Genomic DNA, 16,419 nt, shown 5'->3' on the forward strand with positions numbered 1-16,419 from the left:
GCATTCTTTCAGACAAATCGAATGTTCTGATTTACGACTGCTGCGCAACCGAGCGGGAGCAAGCTCCCTCGCCACAATAGTTCTCCACACCCTAAAACCCCCTGTTCAGTGTGGTCGCCCGGGCAAAAGCCGGGTTAGACTCCTTGGCCCTGCCCAACCGCTCAGTGATGCTTTCCGATGCTCGAACAGTACGTCAAAAAGATCCTCACCTCGCGCGTTTATGACGTTGCCGTAGAAACCCCGCTGCAGAAGGCTCGCCAGCTCTCCGAGCGGCTGGGCAATGACATCTGGCTCAAGCGCGAAGACTTGCAACCGGTGTTCTCGTTCAAGATTCGCGGCGCGTACAACAAGTTGACCCAGCTGTCTGACGAAGAGCGCGCCCGTGGCGTGGTCACCGCATCGGCGGGCAACCATGCGCAGGGTCTGGCGCTGGCGGCGAAAGTGCTGGGCGTGAAAGCGACCATCGTGATGCCCAAGACCACTCCCGAGATCAAGGTCGAAGGCGTGCGTTCGCGCGGCGGCAAAGTGGTGCTGCACGGCGATTCCTTCCCGGAAGCCCTGGCCTACTCGCTGAAACTGGTCGATGAAAAGGGCTACGTTTACATCCACCCGTACGACGATCCGCACACCATTGCCGGGCAGGGCACCGTGGCGATGGAGATTCTGCGCCAGCACCCGCAACCGCTGGACGCGATTTTCGTGCCGGTCGGCGGCGGCGGGCTGATCGCTGGCATCGCGGCGTACGTGAAATACCTGCGTCCGGACATCAAGGTCATCGGCGTCGAGCCGGACGACTCCAACTGCCTGCAAGCGGCCATGGCCGCCGGCGAGCGCGTGGTGCTGCCGACCGTGGGCATCTTCGCCGACGGGGTGGCCGTGGCGCAGATCGGCCAGCACACCTTCGACATCTGCAAGGATTACGTCGACGAAGTGATCACCGTCAGCACTGACGAGATCTGCGCGGCAATCAAGGATATCTACGACGATACCCGCTCGATCACCGAACCTGCCGGTGCCTTGGGCGTGGCCGGGATCAAGAAGTACGTCGAGTTGCGCGGCGTCAGCGGCCAGACCTTCGTCGCCATCGACTCCGGGGCCAACGTCAACTTCGATCGCCTGCGCCACGTCGCCGAGCGCGCCGAGCTGGGCGAGGGCCGCGAAGCGATCATCGCCGTGACCATCCCGGAGCAGGCCGGCAGCTTCAAGGCGTTTTGCGAAGCCATCGGCAAGCGCCAGATCACCGAATTCAACTACCGCTACAACACCGGCAGCGAAGCGCACATCTTCGTTGGCGTGCAGACTCACCCGGAAAACGACCCGCGTAGCGCACTGCTGGCGAGCCTGACCGGGCAGGGATTCCCGGTGCTCGACCTGACCGACAACGAGCTGGCCAAGTTGCACATTCGCCACATGGTCGGCGGCCACGCGGCGCACGTCATCGACGAAGTGGTGTTTCGCTTCGAATTCCCGGAGCGTCCTGGCGCGCTGTTCAACTTCCTCAACAAACTCGGCGGGCGCTGGAACATCTCGATGTTCCACTACCGTAACCACGGTGCGGCGGACGGCCGGGTGGTCGCGGGCCTGCAAGTCCCGCATGACGAGCGTCATCTGGTGCCGGCGGCACTGGAAGAAATCGGTTACCCGTACTGGGACGAAAGCGAGAACCCGGCCTATCAGCTGTTTCTTGGCTGAGCGGCTACGCTGATGGGCAGGCCATAAGGAAATCGAACAATGGAAACGTTAACTGCCCTGAAAACCGCGCACATGGTCGCCACCGTGGTGTTGCTGGCCAGTGCGCTGGGTCTGGGAATCTGGGTTTTTCTCGCGCGGCGCAAAGGTGATGCCACGGCGGGCAGCCGCACCCTGCAACGGCCACGGGTGTTCATCTGGTTGTTGATGGGCCTGGCGCTGTTGAGCATGCCGTTCACTGGCTGGGGCATGGTGCATCTGGTTGGCTGGCCGCTGGGACAAACCTGGTTGCTGGCCTCCAGCGTGCTGTACACCGTGGCGGCACTGGCGTGGTTCTGGTTGCTGGTGCGGTTGAATCGGTTGCGCAAGGCGCCGAGCGGGGTGGGGCGGTTCAGCTTTGCCCTGGCGTTGTTCAGCTTTGTCTGCTTTATCGCCATTGCCGGGTTGATGGGGGCCAAGCCTGTTTAAGGCTTCACACCGCGTTGCCCCATTCGCGAGCAGGCTCGCTCCCACAGGGATTTGTGAACGACACAGATAAAATGTGGGAGTGAGCCTGCTCGCGATAGCGTAATCAGTCGCGCAACGAGATAACTGGCCAGCCACGCTTCTCGGCTTCAGCGCGCAGATTCGGATCCGGATCTACGGCAACGGGGTTCGCCACCTGCTCCAGCAGCGGCAAATCATTCATCGAATCGCTATAGAAATAGCTGTCATCCAACGAATACCCAGTCTCATCCAGCCAACGATTCAGGCGCGTCACCTTGCCCTCACGGAAGCACGGAATATCGGTGCTGCGCCCGGTGTAGCGGCCATCGACCATCTCGCACTCGGTGGCAATCAGGGTTTCAACGCCCAGGCGCACGGCAATCGGGGCGGTGACGAAGCGGTTGGTGGCGGTGATGATCACCAGTTTGTCACCAGCGTCGCGGTGCTGTTTCAGCAGTTCCAGCGCCTTGGGCAGCACGATCGGCTCGATGCAGTCGCGCATGTAGTCGTTGTGCCACTGTTCGAGCACGGCCATTTCGGTGCGGCCGAGGATTTCCAGGCAGAAGTTCAGGTACGCGGCGTTATCCAGCTTGCCGGCCAGGTAATCCTGATAGAACTCGTCGTTGCGCGTCTTGTACGCCACCGGGTCGAGGAAGCCGCGTTCGCACAGATAGTCGCCCCAGGCGTGATCGCTGTCGCCGCCCAGAAGGGTGTTGTCCAAATCGAATAGAGCCAGGCGCATTGCAGTTACCCGCTGAAAAGTCAGTAAAAAGGCGACAAGAATACGGTCTTTTCACAAGAGTGCACATAAGGTAGGAACCTTCGTTGCCGCCTTATCAAGCTTTGTGGAACAATGCGGCGACATGCGTTTGCGAGGTTGTTGCCGTGATCGACCCCGATGGTTTCCGCCCCAATGTCGGGATCATTCTGACGAATGACGCCGGCCAGGTGCTATGGGCTCGCCGTATCAATCAAGATGCCTGGCAGTTTCCACAAGGGGGAATCAACCCCGAGGAGACGCCGGAGGACGCCTTGTACCGCGAGCTGAACGAAGAAGTTGGCCTGGAACGTGAAGATGTTGAAATACTGGCCTGTACTCGTGGCTGGTTGCGCTATCGTTTGCCGCAACGTCTGGTGCGTACCCACAGCCAACCGCTGTGCATCGGCCAGAAACAGAAATGGTTTCTCCTGCGCCTGATCTCCAACGAGCAGCGGGTGCGGATGGATTTGACCGGTAAACCGGAGTTCGATGGCTGGCGCTGGGTCAGTTATTGGTATCCGTTGGGCCAGGTGGTGACATTCAAGCGCGAGGTGTATCGACGCGCCCTCAAAGAGCTTGCCCCGCGCCTTTTAGCGCGCGACTGACGACGGAGTTCGACCCCGAGCCATGCTCAATACGCTGCGCAAGATCGTCCAGGAAGTTAACTCCGCCAAGGATCTCAAGGCGGCGTTGGGGATTATTGTGTTGCGCGTCAAAGAGGCCATGGGCAGCCAGGTCTGCTCGGTCTACCTGCTTGATCCCGAGACCAACCGCTTCGTCCTGATGGCCACCGAGGGCTTGAACAAGCGCTCGATCGGCAAAGTCAGCATGGCACCCAACGAAGGTCTGGTGGGTCTGGTCGGCACGCGTGAAGAACCCCTGAACCTCGAAAACGCCGCGGATCACCCGCGCTACCGCTACTTCGCCGAGACCGGCGAGGAGCGCTACGCCTCGTTCCTCGGGGCGCCGATCATTCACCACCGCCGCGTCGTCGGCGTGTTGGTCATCCAGCAGAAAGAACGCCGCCAGTTCGACGAAGGTGAAGAAGCCTTCCTCGTGACGATGAGCGCGCAGCTCGCCGGCGTTATCGCCCACGCCGAGGCCACCGGCTCGATCCGCGGTCTGGGCCGTCAGGGCAAGGGCATTCAGGAAGCCAAGTTCGTCGGCGTACCGGGTTCGCCGGGTGCTGCCGTCGGTACCGCGGTGGTCATGCTGCCGCCGGCGGATCTGGACGTGGTGCCGGACAAGCACATCACCGACATCGACGCTGAGCTGGCGCTGTTCAAGACCGCCATCGAAGGCGTGCGCGCCGACATGCGCGCGTTGTCCGCCAAGCTCGCGACCCAGTTGCGCCCGGAAGAACGTGCGCTGTTCGACGTCTACCTGATGATGCTCGACGATGCCTCGCTGGGCAGCGAAGTCACCACCGTGATCAAGACCGGCCAATGGGCCCAGGGCGCACTGCGTCAGGTGGTCACCGATCACGTCAACCGTTTCGAACTGATGGACGACGCCTACCTGCGCGAGCGCGCGTCGGACGTCAAAGACCTCGGGCGGCGCCTGCTGGCGTATCTGCAGGAAGAGCGTCAGCAGAACCTGGTCTACCCGGAAAAAACCATTCTGGTCAGCGAAGAGCTGACGCCGGCCATGCTCGGCGAGGTGCCGGAAGGCACGCTGGTCGGTCTGGTGTCGGTCCTCGGTTCGGGTAACTCCCACGTCGCGATCCTGGCCCGGGCCATGGGCATTCCGACGGTGATGGGCCTGGTCGACCTGCCGTACGCCAAGGTCGACGGCATCGAGGTGATCGTCGATGGCACCCGCGGCGAGGTCTACACCAACCCCAGCGACGTCCTGCGCAAGCAGTTCGCCGAGGTGGTCGAAGAAGAGAAACAACTGGCGCTGGGCCTCGACACCCTGCGTGATCTGCCGTGCGTGACCCTCGATGGCCACCGCATGCCGCTGTGGGTCAACACTGGCCTGCTGGCCGATGTGGCGCGGGCACAAAAGCGTGGCGCCGAAGGTGTCGGCCTGTACCGCACCGAAGTGCCGTTCATGATCAATCAGCGCTTCCCGAGCGAAAAGGAACAGCTGGCGATCTACCGCGAACAGCTCGCCGCCTTCCACCCGCAACCGGTGACCATGCGCAGCCTGGACATCGGCGGTGACAAGTCGCTGTCGTACTTCCCGATCAAGGAAGACAACCCGTTCCTCGGCTGGCGCGGGATTCGCGTGACCCTCGACCACCCGGAAATCTTCCTGGTGCAGACCCGCGCGATGCTCAAGGCCAGCGAAGGCCTGAACAATCTGCGGATCCTGCTGCCGATGATCTCCGGCACCCACGAACTCGAAGAAGCCCTGCACCTGATCCACCGGGCCTGGGGCGAAGTGCGTGACGAAGGCACCGACGTGCCGATGCCGCCGATCGGGGTGATGATCGAGATTCCGGCCGCGGTGTACCAGACCAAGGAACTGGCGCGGCAGGTGGACTTCCTGTCAGTCGGCTCCAACGACCTGACCCAGTACCTGCTGGCGGTCGACCGCAACAACCCGCGGGTGGCCGATCTCTACGACTACCTGCACCCGGCAGTGCTGCAAGCCCTGCAAACCGTGGTGCGCGACGCGCATGCCGAAGGCAAACCGGTGAGCATCTGCGGCGAAATGGCCGGTGATCCGGCGGCGGCGGTGCTGTTGATGGCGATGGGCTTCGACAGCCTGTCGATGAACGCCACCAACCTGCCGAAAGTGAAGTGGATGCTGCGTCAGATCAACCTGAGCAAGGCCAAGGATCTGCTGGCCGAGCTGATGACCATCGACAACCCGCAAGTGATCCACAGCTCGCTGCAACTGGCGCTGAAGAATCTCGGGTTGTCGAAGATGAATCCGCCGGCGGTCAACAAGGCTCTCTAAAACCTTGTGGGCCTCTTCGCGAGCAAGCCCGCTCCCACATTTGACCGAGTTCTACCTTTGGAATGTGGTCGAATGTGGGAGCGGGCTTGCTCGCGAAGGCGTCAGTTCAAACGCTGCTAAACAGCAATCTCCACCTCGCCCAAATGCCCGCCATATGGCCCAAAGCTGCGCTCGACCATTCGCCGCGTGCCGTCCGCCTGCACAATCAACGCCGTACTCGCCCGTGTGCCATAACTCTGGCTGGCAATGAACACACTCGACAGCAACGATTCGGTGGCCAGCCCGACCCCGGTATCCGGCAGTTCGGCAAACGGCGCGGTCTGCGCATCGCCCAGCAGCTCCAGTAACCGCGCAGGCTGTGGATCATCCAGCACCGCACTCAGTGCAGCCTTGGCCTTGAGCAGTTTCGGCCACGGCGTATCCAGCCCGGCATTCGATAGCCCGTAGATCCCCGGCTCGAGCATCACCGGCTCGGACGTCCGCGCATTGAAGTGCCACAGCTCATGGGCATTACCCAGCAGCAGGTTGAACCCGGCGTACTCTGGCGCGCGAGCGACTACATCGCGCAAATAATCATCAAGCGACGCATCGCCCGTGAGAAACCGCGCCACCAACTCCCCCCGCGACTTGCGCGCCGGTGGCTGGTGCGGGTCGCGGATATTGGTCAGCGCGGCAAAGCGCCCATTGGCGCCGATTCCCAGCCACGTGCCGCCAGCCTCAAGATCGCGCCCCGCGTGCACGTGCGGCGCGTCGGCCCATGGCGCCAGCGGCAGGCTCGGGCGGGCGTAGAACTCGTCACGGTTGGCCGCGACGATCAGCGGCTGGGCATGGCCCGGGCGCCAGGCGAAAACAATCAGGCACATAAGGTGGTCCTTGTGTGTTTTTTGCTCACTCTACGCAGTCAGCGTCCGTGCATCCATCGCCAGTTCCGCCAGAGGGTGTGCATCCGTTACCATGCCGCTCCGGTTTTGGGGATGCGTCTGGGAGACGGCCGTGGAATTTCTGCTCTATCTGGCGCTGGGCGCCTGTGCAGGCGTGCTGGCCGGGCTGTTCGGGGTGGGCGGCGGGATCATTATTGTCCCGGTGCTGGTGTTCAGTTTTACCTTGCAGGGTTTCGATCAGTCGATCCTTACACATCTGGCGGTTGGCACGTCGCTGGCGACGATCATCTTCACCTCGGTCAATGCCGTGCGCGAACACCACCGGCGTGGCGCCGTGCGCTGGCCGATTTTCAAGTGGATGGCGGTTGGCATACTGCTCGGCGCCGGTTTCGGTGCGCTGACGGCCGAGGCGATTTCCGGGCCGAACCTGCAAAAGATCATCGGCGTGTTTGCCTTGGTGATCTCGCTGCAGTTGGCGCTGGACATCAAACCCAAGGCCAGTCGAACCGTCCCCGGCAAACTCGGTCTGACCGTGGCCGGGAGCATAATCGGTTGGGCGTCGGCGATTTTTGGCGTCGGCGGCGGTTCGCTGACCGTGCCGTTTCTGACCTGGCGCAGCGTGCCGATGCAGCAAGCCGTGGCGACCTCGTCAGCCTGTGGCCTGCCGATCGCCCTGGTCAGTGCATTAAGTTTCATGATTCTGGGCTGGCACGATTCGTTGTTGCCGCCGCATAGTCTCGGTTTTGTTTATTTGCCGGCGCTGCTGGGCATTGCCCTGACCAGCATGGTCTTCGCCCGTCTCGGCGCGCGCCTGGCCCACAGATTGTCGCCGCGCTTGCTGAAACGGCTGTTCGCCGCTTTGCTGTTCTGCGTGGGCCTGAATTTCCTGCTCTGACCTGCTGGTTCAGAGCAGGCCGCAATCCTGGCTTAATCCTGAGGTGGCAGCGTCGCCCGGGAATTTTGGTTTCAACTCTAACGAGGAGTCGCAATGCTGCCTTACCCGCAGATCGACCCGGTGGCCCTGGCCATCGGTCCGCTGAAAATCCACTGGTACGGCCTGATGTACCTCGTCGGCATCGGCGGCGCATGGCTGCTGGCGTCGAGCCGGCTCAACCGTTTCGACCCGACCTGGACCAAGGAGAAGCTTTCCGATCTGGTGTTCTGGCTGTCGATGGGGGTGATTGTCGGTGGACGTCTGGGTTACGTGCTGTTCTATGACCTGAGCGCGTACATCGCCAACCCGACGCTGATTTTCGAAGTGTGGAAGGGCGGCATGTCGTTCCACGGCGGATTCATCGGCGTGATGCTCGCCGCGCTGTGGTTCGGCAAACGTAACGGCAAGACCTTCTTCCAACTGATGGACTTCGTTGCGCCGATGGTGCCGATCGGTCTGGGCGCCGGGCGCATCGGCAACTTCATCAATGCCGAACTGTGGGGCAAGCCGACCGACGTGCCGTGGGCGATGATCTTCCCGCCCTTCAGCGATCCGGCGCAGCTGCCGCGTCACCCGTCGCAGCTGTATCAGTTCGCGCTCGAAGGCGTCGCGCTGTTCCTGATCCTGTGGCTGTTCTCGCGTAAACCGCGCCCGACCATGGCTGTGTCCGGCATGTTCGCGCTGTTCTACGGCATCTTCCGTTTCATCGTCGAGTTCGTCCGCGTACCGGACGCGCAACTGGGCTACCTGGCCTGGAACTGGCTGACCATGGGGCAAGTGCTGTGCGTACCGATGATTGTCGCCGGACTGTTCCTGATCTGGCTGGCCTATCGTCGCGCGCCGGCAGCACCGCTCGCGCCGACCGCTTAAACTACGAACCCCGGCGCGCGACGCCGGGGCTCAAAGGACACAGGTAACTCATGAAGCAATATCTCGAACTGGTCTCGCACGTCATTCAGAACGGCACCAAACAGGCCAACCGCACCGGCATCAACACCATCAGCTTCCCGGGTGCGATGCTGCGTTTCGATCTGCAGGAAGGCTTTCCGGCGATCACCACCCGCAAGATGGCCTTCAAATCGGCCATCGGCGAGATGTGCGGTTTTCTGCGTGGCGTGAACAACGCCGCTGAATTCCGTGCGCTGGGCTGCAAGGTCTGGGACCAGAACGCCAACGAAAATGCGCAGTGGCTGGCCAACCCGTTCCGTCAGGGCGAAGACGATCTCGGCGAAATCTACGGCGTGCAATGGCGCAAATGGCCGGCGTACAAGCAGATCCCGCTGAGCAATACCGCCGCCATCGAACAAACCCTGAGCAATGGCTACAAGCAGATCGCCCAGGGCGAAGAAGACGGCCAGGCTTACGTGGTGCTGTACAAAGCCATCGACCAGGTACGCCAGTGCGTCGACACGATCATCAAGGACCCGGGCAGTCGCCGCATCCTGTTCCACGGCTGGAACGTCGCCCAGCTCGATGAGATGGCCCTGCCGCCGTGCCATCTGCTGTACCAGTTCCACCCGAACGTCGAGACCAAAGAGATCTCCCTGACCCTGTACATCCGCTCCAACGACCTGGGTCTGGGCACGCCGTTCAACCTCACCGAAGGCGCCGCGCTGCTGAGCCTGATCGGTCGCCTGACCGGCTACACGCCGCGCTGGTTCACCTATTTCATCGGTGATGCGCACGTCTACGAGAACCACCTTGACATGCTCAACGAACAGCTCAAGCGCGAGCCGTTCGCCATGCCGAAGCTGAAGATTTCGGATCGTGTGCCGGAGTTTGCCAAGACCGGTGTGTATCAGCCGGAGTGGCTGGAGCTGGTGGAACCGAGCGATTTCTCGCTGGAAGGTTACGAGCACCACGCGCCAATGACCGCGCCGATGGCGGTCTGACAAGCAATACAAAAACCTGTGGGAGCGAGCTTGCTCGCGAAGGCGGAGTGTCAGTTGATAGAAATATTGACTGAACTACCGCTTTCGCGAGCAAGCTCGCTCCCACAGTGTTTTAGGGTGTTCTTAATGGCCGTGGCTACGGCCTACGTGGGAGTGTTCGACTTCGGTTGCGACGACTCCGCCACTCACCTCCAGCCGCTGCAAAATCCCGCACTGATCCGCCCCCGGGCCTTCGCCACAGCGTTGGCGCAGGTCGAGCAGTTGTGTCTGCAACGCCAACAAGCCATCAATTCGCGCCTTTACATGCTGGATATGCTCGTCGATCAGCGCATTGACGTTTTCGCACTGGTCCTGCGGGCTGTCGCGCAAGGTCAGCAGGCTGCGGATCTCTTCGAGGGTCATGTCGAGGGTGCGGCAGTTGCGGATGAAAGTCAGGCGTTCGGCGTGGGCCTGGGTGTAAACGCGGTAGTTACCGTCGCTGCGCGCCGGTTCCGGCAGCAGGTTTTCGCGCTCGTAATAGCGGATGGTTTCCACGGCGCAGTCGGTGAGTTTGGCCAGTTCTCCGATCTTCATGACGGCAATCTCCAAAAGGGTGCTTGACCCTATAGTGGCTACAGGGTCTTTACTTGGCAACAGGCACCTTTATGGACGCGACCAATGAGCGATTCCCAGCACAACCACAAATCCCACGCGGGACACGACCACAGCCACAAATTGCAGCCTGTGCATAAGCATGACCACGGTGGCGATTCCTGCTGCGCGTCGAAAGCCGCCGCGCCTGCGCGGGTGCAACTGAGCGAAAAGACCAGCGCTGACGCCCGACTGAGCAGTTTCCGCATCGAGGCGATGGACTGTCCGACCGAGCAGACACTGATCCAGAACAAGCTCGGCAAACTGGCCGGCGTGCAGCAGCTGGAATTCAACCTGATCAACCGCGTGCTCGGCGTGACCCACAATCTGCCGGACACCGCGCCGATTACCGAGGCGATTACCTCGCTGGGCATGCACGCCGAACCGCTGGAGGCGGGCGTCGAAACCCCGGCCCCGGCGCCGGTGAAAAAACACTGGTGGCCCCTGGCGCTGTCCGGCGTTGGTGCGCTGGCGGCTGAAGTGATCCACTTCACCAACGCCGCGCCGACCTGGGTGGTGGCGATCATTGCGCTGGTGTCGATCCTCAGCGGCGGCCTGACCACCTATAAAAAGGGCTGGATCGCCCTGAAGAACCGCAACCTCAACATCAACGCGCTGATGAGCATCGCGGTGACCGGTGCGGTGCTGATCGGGCAGTGGCCGGAAGCAGCGATGGTGATGTTCCTGTTTACCGTGGCAGAGCTGATCGAAGCGCGTTCGCTGGATCGTGCACGCAACGCCATCAGTGGCCTGATGCAGATGACCCCGGAACAGGCCACGGTGCAGCAAGCCGACGGCAACTGGGTCGAACAAGAGGTCAAAAGCGTCGAACTCGGCGCCCGCGTGCGGGTAAAACCCGGCGAGCGCATCGCCCTGGACGGTGAAGTGGTCAGCGGCAGCTCGACCATCGATCAAGCGCCGATCACCGGTGAAAGCCTGCCGGTGGAGAAAACCATCGGCGACAAAGTCTTCGCCGGCACCATCAACCAGGCCGGCTCGCTGGAATACACGGTGACTGCGGCGGCGAACAACTCGACCCTGGCGCGGATCATCCACGCCGTTGAGCAGGCTCAAGGCGCACGGGCGCCGACTCAGCGCTTTGTCGATCAGTTCTCGAAAATCTACACCCCGGTGGTGTTCGTGCTGGCGCTGGCCGTGGCGATCATTCCGCCGCTGTTCATGGGCGCAGTGTGGTTCGACTGGATCTACCGTGCGCTGGTGCTGCTGGTGGTGGCGTGCCCCTGCGCACTGGTGATTTCCACCCCGGTGACCATCGTCAGCGGCCTCGCGGCAGCGGCGCGCAAAGGCATTTTGGTCAAGGGTGGCGTGTATCTGGAGGGCGGTTTCAAGCTCGATTATCTGGCGCTGGACAAGACCGGCACGATCACCCACGGCAAACCGGTGCAGACCGATTACCTGTCGCTGGACCCGACCGCCGACGCCACCGCTCCGGCAATCGCCGCTGCGCTGGCCGGACGTTCCGATCACCCGGTGTCGCTGGCCATCGCCAACGCCGCTGTGGATAAAAACTTCGCCGTGCTGACTGTGGATAACTTCGAAGCGCTGGCCGGTCGTGGCGTGAAGGGCCAGGTCAACGGCCAGACCTATCACTTGGGCAACCACCGTCTGGTTGAAGAGCTGGGCCTGTGCTCGCCGCAACTGGAAGAGAAGCTGTTTGCGCTGGAGAAGCAGGGCAAGTCCGTGGTGTTGCTGCTCGACAGTTCCGGCCCGCTGGCACTGTTCGCCGTGGCCGACACGGTCAAGGAATCCAGCCGCGAAGCGATCCGCCAGTTGCACGCGCTGGGCGTGAAAACCCTGATGCTCACCGGTGACAACGTGCACACCGCGCAAGCCATTGCGGCGCAGGTCGGCATCGATCAGGCCAAGGGCGACTTGCTGCCGACCGACAAACTGCAAGCTATAGAAGAGCTTTACGGCAAAGGCCATCGGGTCGGCATGGTCGGCGACGGTATCAACGACGCGCCGGCACTGGCGCGGGCCGAAATCGGTTTCGCCATGGCGGCCGCCGGTACCGACACCGCGATTGAAACCGCCGATGTCGCCCTGATGGACGACGATCTGCGCAAGATCCCCGCGTTCATCAGCCTGTCGCGCGACACCGCGAGCATCTTGAAACAGAACATCGCCTTGGCACTGGTGATCAAGGCTATCTTTCTTGGGGTAACCTTCGCCGGACTCGCCACCATGTGGATGGCGGTGTTTGCCGACATGGGCGTGAGCCTGCTGGTGGTGTTCAACGGTTTGCGCCTGCTGCGCAAATAAACGATGAGGGATAGTTGTGCTGAGTGCCGAGCTGAAAGCGTTTTATATGGTCGCCCGCCTGGGCAGCATTACGCTGGCGGCGAAAAAGCTCGGCCTCAGCCAACCCACCGTGACCACGCAGATCCGTAATCTGGAAAGTCAGTACTCGGTGGAGCTGTTCTACCGTGGCGGTCGGCGCCTGAGTGTCAGCGACGAAGGCGCGCGGCTGCTGCCAATGGTCAAGGCGCTGTTGCAGCAGGAGGCCGATATCGAGTTCTTCCTGCGCAACAGCGGTCAGGTGCAGGGCACGCTGCGCATCGCTGCCACCGCGCCGTATTACATCCTCGATCTGGTGAAAACCTTCCGCGAGCGCCTGCCGCAGGTGGAAGTGTCGGTGGAAATCGGCAACTCGCAGCAGGTGCTCGAAGCGCTGGAGGATTACCGGGTGGATGTCGCGGCGTCGTCGCAGTTGCTTGAGGATGCGCGCTTGATTCGCCGGGTATTGGGTAGCGATCCGCTGGTGCTGGCGGTGCATCGCAACCATCCGCTGGCGGCGCAGGAACATGTGGCGTTGAGCGCGCTGGCCGGGCATACCTTGCTGATGCGCGAGTCCGGTTCGACCACCCGCCGCCTGACCGAGGAGTTGCTGGAAAGCGCCGGAGTCAGTTTTGGCCCGCTGCTGGAGATCGGCAGCCGCGAGTCGATCCGCGAGGCGGTGCTGCGCAATATCGGCATCAGCATCATTGCCCGCCAGGAAGTCCCGCATGATCCGCAATTGCGGGTGCTGACCATCGAGAATGCGCCGCAGATTCCCGAGTATCTGTATTGCCTCAAGGAGCGCAAGGGCGCCCGGTTGCCGGCGGCGTTTCTCGGGTTGGCCCAGGAAATGTCTCCGGTCTGATTTCTTCAGTGCCCATGCCGGCCTCTTCGCGAGCAAGCCCGCTCCCACATTGGATTTGTGTTGTGAACACTATCCCCTGTGGGAGCGGGCTTGCTCGCGAAGGCGTCAGACCAGGCAACACATGACTTGAAACCTGAACCAAAATCCCCGAATACCACTATCAGCCGTTTTTGCCTCACTGCCACATGACGGACGCATTACAACTCTAGGATTGGCCCCATCAGCTTGATGAGGTCTGTCCATGAATCCTGCAATCGCAACTGCCCTGACCAACCCCGGTGCGCCGATGAAAGTGCGCGGCGTGCAGAAGCGCTTCGGCGCGTTCACCGCACTGGATAACGTCTCCCTCGATGTCGCGGCCGGTGAGCTGGTGTGCCTGCTCGGCCCGTCGGGCTGTGGCAAGACCACGCTGCTGCGCTGCATCGCCGGGCTGGAGAAGCAGGACAGCGGCGAGTTGTACCTCGGCGACCGCGATGTTTCGCACCTCGCGCCGCAAGCCCGGGACTACGGCATCCTGTTCCAGTCCTACGCGCTGTTCCCCAATCTGACCGTCGAAGCGAACATTGCCTACGGCCTCGCCGGCAGTGGTCGTGACGAAGTGCGTCGTCGCGTCGGGCAGATGCTGGAACTGGTCGGCCTCACCGGCAGTGAAAAAAAGTACCCGGGCCAGTTGTCCGGCGGTCAGCAACAAAGGGTCGCACTGGCTCGTGCCCTGGCCCCGGCGCCGTCGCTGCTGTTGCTCGATGAACCGATGTCGGCGCTGGACGCTCGGGTCCGCGAGCATCTGTGCACCGAACTGCGCCAACTGCAGCGCAACCTCGGCATCACCACCCTGATGGTCACGCACAATCAGGACGAAGCCATGCTGATGGCCGACCGCATCGCCGTGATGCACAACGGCCGCGTCGAGCAGTACGCCACCCCGCAGGAAATCTACAATCGCCCGGCCACGCCGTTCGTGGCCGAGTTCGTCGGGCAGGGCAACTGGTTGCCGTTCCAGCGCAGCAGCGCCAGTCACGCCCGGGTTGGCGGGATGGATGTGCGTCTGGCCGATGGTAGCGTCAGCGGCGCCTCGGGCCGACTGTTCTGCCGTCCGGAAGCAATCAGCGTCAATCCGCTGGTGCACGAAGAAAACCTGTTCCCGGCGAAAGTCCGTGAGATCACCTTTCTCGGCAATCGCTGCCGCATGAGCTTCGAACTCGACCAATTGCCGGGCCACGCGCTGCTCGCTGAACTGGCGCCGGAAGCCATGCCGCGCCTCGGTGCCCAGCAGATCATGGTCGCCTTGCCACCGCGCAGCCTGCAGGTGTTTGCCTGATGAGCGCGAACATCGCACTGCCGCTACCGCACAAGCAGGCGCGGCGAATGTCCGGGGCCGAGGTCGGTGACCGGATCTTCGTCCTCGGCGGCAAACTCCTGCTGCTGTTACTGCTCGGTGTCGCTGTGCTGCTGCCGTTGCTGGCGATCTTCTGGCGCGGCTTCAGCAGCGAGGCCGGGCAGGGCGGTGGCTGGCTCGCCGCCAAAGATCTGGTGACCAGCGAGAATTTCCACTGGCTGCTCGGCAATAGCCTGAAAGTTTCGCTCAGCGTCGCGGCCATCGTCGTACCGCTGGCCTACCTGTTTGCCTACGCCCTGCAACGCACACTGATTCCGGCCAAGGGCATCTGGCGCGGGATTTCCCTGCTGCCATTGATGGCGCCGTCGATGCTGCCGGGTATCGCATTGGTCTATCTGTTCGGCAATCAGGGCATGTTGCGCGGGCTGCTCTCGGACAACATCTACGGTTTCTGGGGCATCGTGCTGGGTGAGGTGATCTACACCTTTCCGCATGCGCTGATGATTTTGCTCTCGGCGCTGTCGCTGGCCGATGCGCGGCTGTTCGATGCGGCGTCGAGCATGGGCGCCAGTCCGGTCAAGGCGTTCCGCAGCATCACCTGGCCGGCGACCCGCCAAGCGGTATTCGCTGCGTTCTGTCTGGTGTTCACCCTGACCATCACCGATTTCGGCGTGCCGGTGGTGGTCGGTGGCGACTATCAAGTGCTGGCGCTGGAAGCCTACAAAGCCGTGGTCGGCCAGCAGCAATTCGGTCGCGGGGCGCTGATCGGCATGGTGCTGTTGCTGCCGGCGCTGTTCAGCTTCGGCGTCGATGCCTGGCTGCGCCGCCGTCACGGCGATTCCATGAGCGGCCGCGCCCAGGTGTTCAAACCGGCGCCGTCGAAGCGGCGCGATGCCTGCTATCTGGCGATTGTCCTGCTGATCAGCGCCGCGCTGCTGCTGGTGTTCGGCATGGCGGTGTTTTCCTCGCTGGTGAAGTTCTGGCCGTACAACCTGTCGCTGTCGCTCAATCACTATCAGTTCAACGAGACCGCCGGCGGTGGCTGGCTGGCGTACAGCAACAGCTTGAAGATGGCGCTGGGCACGGCGCTGATTGGCAGCGTGCTGATCTTCACTGGCGCTTATCTGATGGAGAAAACCCGCAGCCAACGCGGCCTCAACCTGACCCTGCGCATGCTCAGTTTCGTGCCGATGGCGGTGCCGGGGCTGGTGCTCGGCCTGGGTTACGTCTTCTTCTTCAACCTCAGCGGTAACCCGCTGCACGTGCTGTACGGCACGATGACGCTGCTGATCGTCTGCACCATTGCGCACTATTTGACCACCGCGCAAATGACCGCGACCACCGCGCTGCGCCAACTCGACGCCGAGTTCGAAGCCGCCGCGCTGTCGCTCAAGGCGCCGCTGTACCGCCACTACCTGCGCGTCACCGTGCCGATCTGCCTGCCGGCGCTGCTGGACATCGTGCGCTACCTGTTCGTCTCGGCGATGACCACGGTGTCGGCGGCGATCTTCCTCTACAGCCCCGACACCATCCTCGCGGCGGTGGCGGTGCTGAACATGGATGACGCCGGCAACGTCGGCGGCGCGGCGGCGATGTCGACCCTGATTCTGTTCACCTCGGCAGGCGTGTCCTTGCTGCTGGCGTGGGCTTCGCGCGGCTTGCTGCGCCGTTCCCAGGCCTGGCGGCAAACCGCGCCCGGTCACTGATTGACGATTTATCCCTACAGCCTCAACTCACCGAC

At 62.4% G+C, this 16,419-nt stretch carries 14 protein-coding genes; 11 read left to right on the plus strand and 3 right to left on the minus strand.

All coding sequences use genetic code 11. The annotated features are described in order from the left end of the window. Positions 1-177 precede the first annotated feature (177 nt). Both ilvA and JFU48_RS08750 read left to right on the plus strand, forming a co-directional pair. On the plus strand, positions 178-1,692 hold the full coding sequence (ilvA, locus tag JFU48_RS08745; protein ID WP_201136308.1) for a threonine ammonia-lyase, biosynthetic: 1,515 nt from the start codon (positions 178-180) through the stop codon (positions 1,690-1,692). Between the two features lie 39 nt (positions 1,693-1,731). Then, positions 1,732-2,157 carry a DUF2269 domain-containing protein gene (locus JFU48_RS08750; protein WP_003229208.1) on the plus strand — a complete coding sequence of 142 codons (426 nt, stop codon included), beginning with the start codon at positions 1,732-1,734 and terminating at the stop codon, positions 2,155-2,157. A 103-nt stretch (positions 2,158-2,260) separates the two neighbouring features. Here JFU48_RS08750 and JFU48_RS08755 read toward each other — a convergent pair whose 3' ends face one another. Continuing rightward, positions 2,261-2,917 carry a histidinol-phosphatase gene (locus JFU48_RS08755; RefSeq protein WP_003229206.1) on the minus strand — a complete coding sequence of 219 codons (657 nt, stop codon included), beginning with the start codon at positions 2,915-2,917 and terminating at the stop codon, positions 2,261-2,263. Positions 2,918-3,060: 143 nt separating this feature from the next. Between JFU48_RS08755 and JFU48_RS08760 the strand changes: the two genes are divergently transcribed. Next, positions 3,061-3,540 carry an RNA pyrophosphohydrolase gene (locus JFU48_RS08760; protein WP_003229203.1) on the plus strand — a complete coding sequence of 160 codons (480 nt, stop codon included), beginning with the start codon at positions 3,061-3,063 and terminating at the stop codon, positions 3,538-3,540. Positions 3,541-3,562: 22 nt separating this feature from the next. Then, positions 3,563-5,842 (plus strand): phosphoenolpyruvate--protein phosphotransferase, encoded by a 2,280-nt coding sequence (gene ptsP / locus JFU48_RS08765; RefSeq protein ID WP_003229199.1) that lies wholly within the window; start codon positions 3,563-3,565, stop codon positions 5,840-5,842. A 116-nt stretch (positions 5,843-5,958) separates the two neighbouring features. On the opposite strand, the gene JFU48_RS08770 is transcribed toward ptsP, so the two are convergent. Continuing rightward, on the minus strand, positions 5,959-6,705 hold the full coding sequence (locus tag JFU48_RS08770; protein ID WP_201136309.1) for an NRDE family protein: 747 nt from the start codon (positions 6,703-6,705) through the stop codon (positions 5,959-5,961). 130 nt (positions 6,706-6,835) lie between these two features. Here JFU48_RS08770 and JFU48_RS08775 point away from each other — a divergent pair, with 130 nt between their 5' ends. From JFU48_RS08775 to JFU48_RS08785, 3 genes are all read left to right on the plus strand, one after another. After that, complete coding sequence (locus tag JFU48_RS08775; RefSeq protein ID WP_103521532.1) at positions 6,836-7,618, plus strand: sulfite exporter TauE/SafE family protein; 783 nt, start codon at positions 6,836-6,838, stop codon at positions 7,616-7,618. 93 nt (positions 7,619-7,711) lie between these two features. Then, positions 7,712-8,527, plus strand: coding sequence for a prolipoprotein diacylglyceryl transferase (gene lgt, locus JFU48_RS08780; protein ID WP_003229193.1), 816 nt, complete (start codon positions 7,712-7,714; stop codon positions 8,525-8,527). 50 nt (positions 8,528-8,577) lie between these two features. After that, positions 8,578-9,549, plus strand: a complete 972-nt coding sequence (locus JFU48_RS08785; protein ID WP_047596629.1) for a thymidylate synthase — start codon at positions 8,578-8,580, stop codon at positions 9,547-9,549. Between the two features lie 123 nt (positions 9,550-9,672). Here JFU48_RS08785 and cadR read toward each other — a convergent pair whose 3' ends face one another. Continuing rightward, on the minus strand, positions 9,673-10,122 hold the full coding sequence (gene cadR / locus JFU48_RS08790) for a Cd(II)/Pb(II)-responsive transcriptional regulator (protein ID WP_003229189.1): 450 nt from the start codon (positions 10,120-10,122) through the stop codon (positions 9,673-9,675). 84 nt (positions 10,123-10,206) lie between these two features. On the opposite strand from cadR, the gene JFU48_RS08795 reads away from it, so the two are divergent. The 4 genes from JFU48_RS08795 to JFU48_RS08810 all read left to right on the plus strand — a co-directional run bounded on the left by JFU48_RS08795 (position 10,207) and on the right by JFU48_RS08810 (position 16,384). Next, positions 10,207-12,462, plus strand: a complete 2,256-nt coding sequence (locus tag JFU48_RS08795) for a heavy metal translocating P-type ATPase (RefSeq protein WP_201136310.1) — start codon at positions 10,207-10,209, stop codon at positions 12,460-12,462. 16 nt (positions 12,463-12,478) lie between these two features. After that, complete coding sequence (locus tag JFU48_RS08800) at positions 12,479-13,342, plus strand: LysR substrate-binding domain-containing protein (RefSeq protein ID WP_201136311.1); 864 nt, start codon at positions 12,479-12,481, stop codon at positions 13,340-13,342. A gap of 241 nt (positions 13,343-13,583) precedes the next feature. Next, complete coding sequence (locus JFU48_RS08805; protein WP_201136312.1) at positions 13,584-14,660, plus strand: putative 2-aminoethylphosphonate ABC transporter ATP-binding protein; 1,077 nt, start codon at positions 13,584-13,586, stop codon at positions 14,658-14,660. Continuing rightward, positions 14,660-16,384 carry a putative 2-aminoethylphosphonate ABC transporter permease subunit gene (locus JFU48_RS08810; protein ID WP_201136313.1) on the plus strand — a complete coding sequence of 575 codons (1,725 nt, stop codon included), beginning with the start codon at positions 14,660-14,662 and terminating at the stop codon, positions 16,382-16,384. Before JFU48_RS08805 ends, JFU48_RS08810 begins: the two co-directional genes overlap by 1 nt. The last annotated feature ends 35 nt before the right edge of the window (positions 16,385-16,419 follow it).

It is taken from the genome of Pseudomonas sp. TH49 (assembly GCF_016650625.1).
GTDB classification, from domain to species: Bacteria; Pseudomonadota; Gammaproteobacteria; order Pseudomonadales; family Pseudomonadaceae; genus Aquipseudomonas; species Aquipseudomonas fluorescens_H.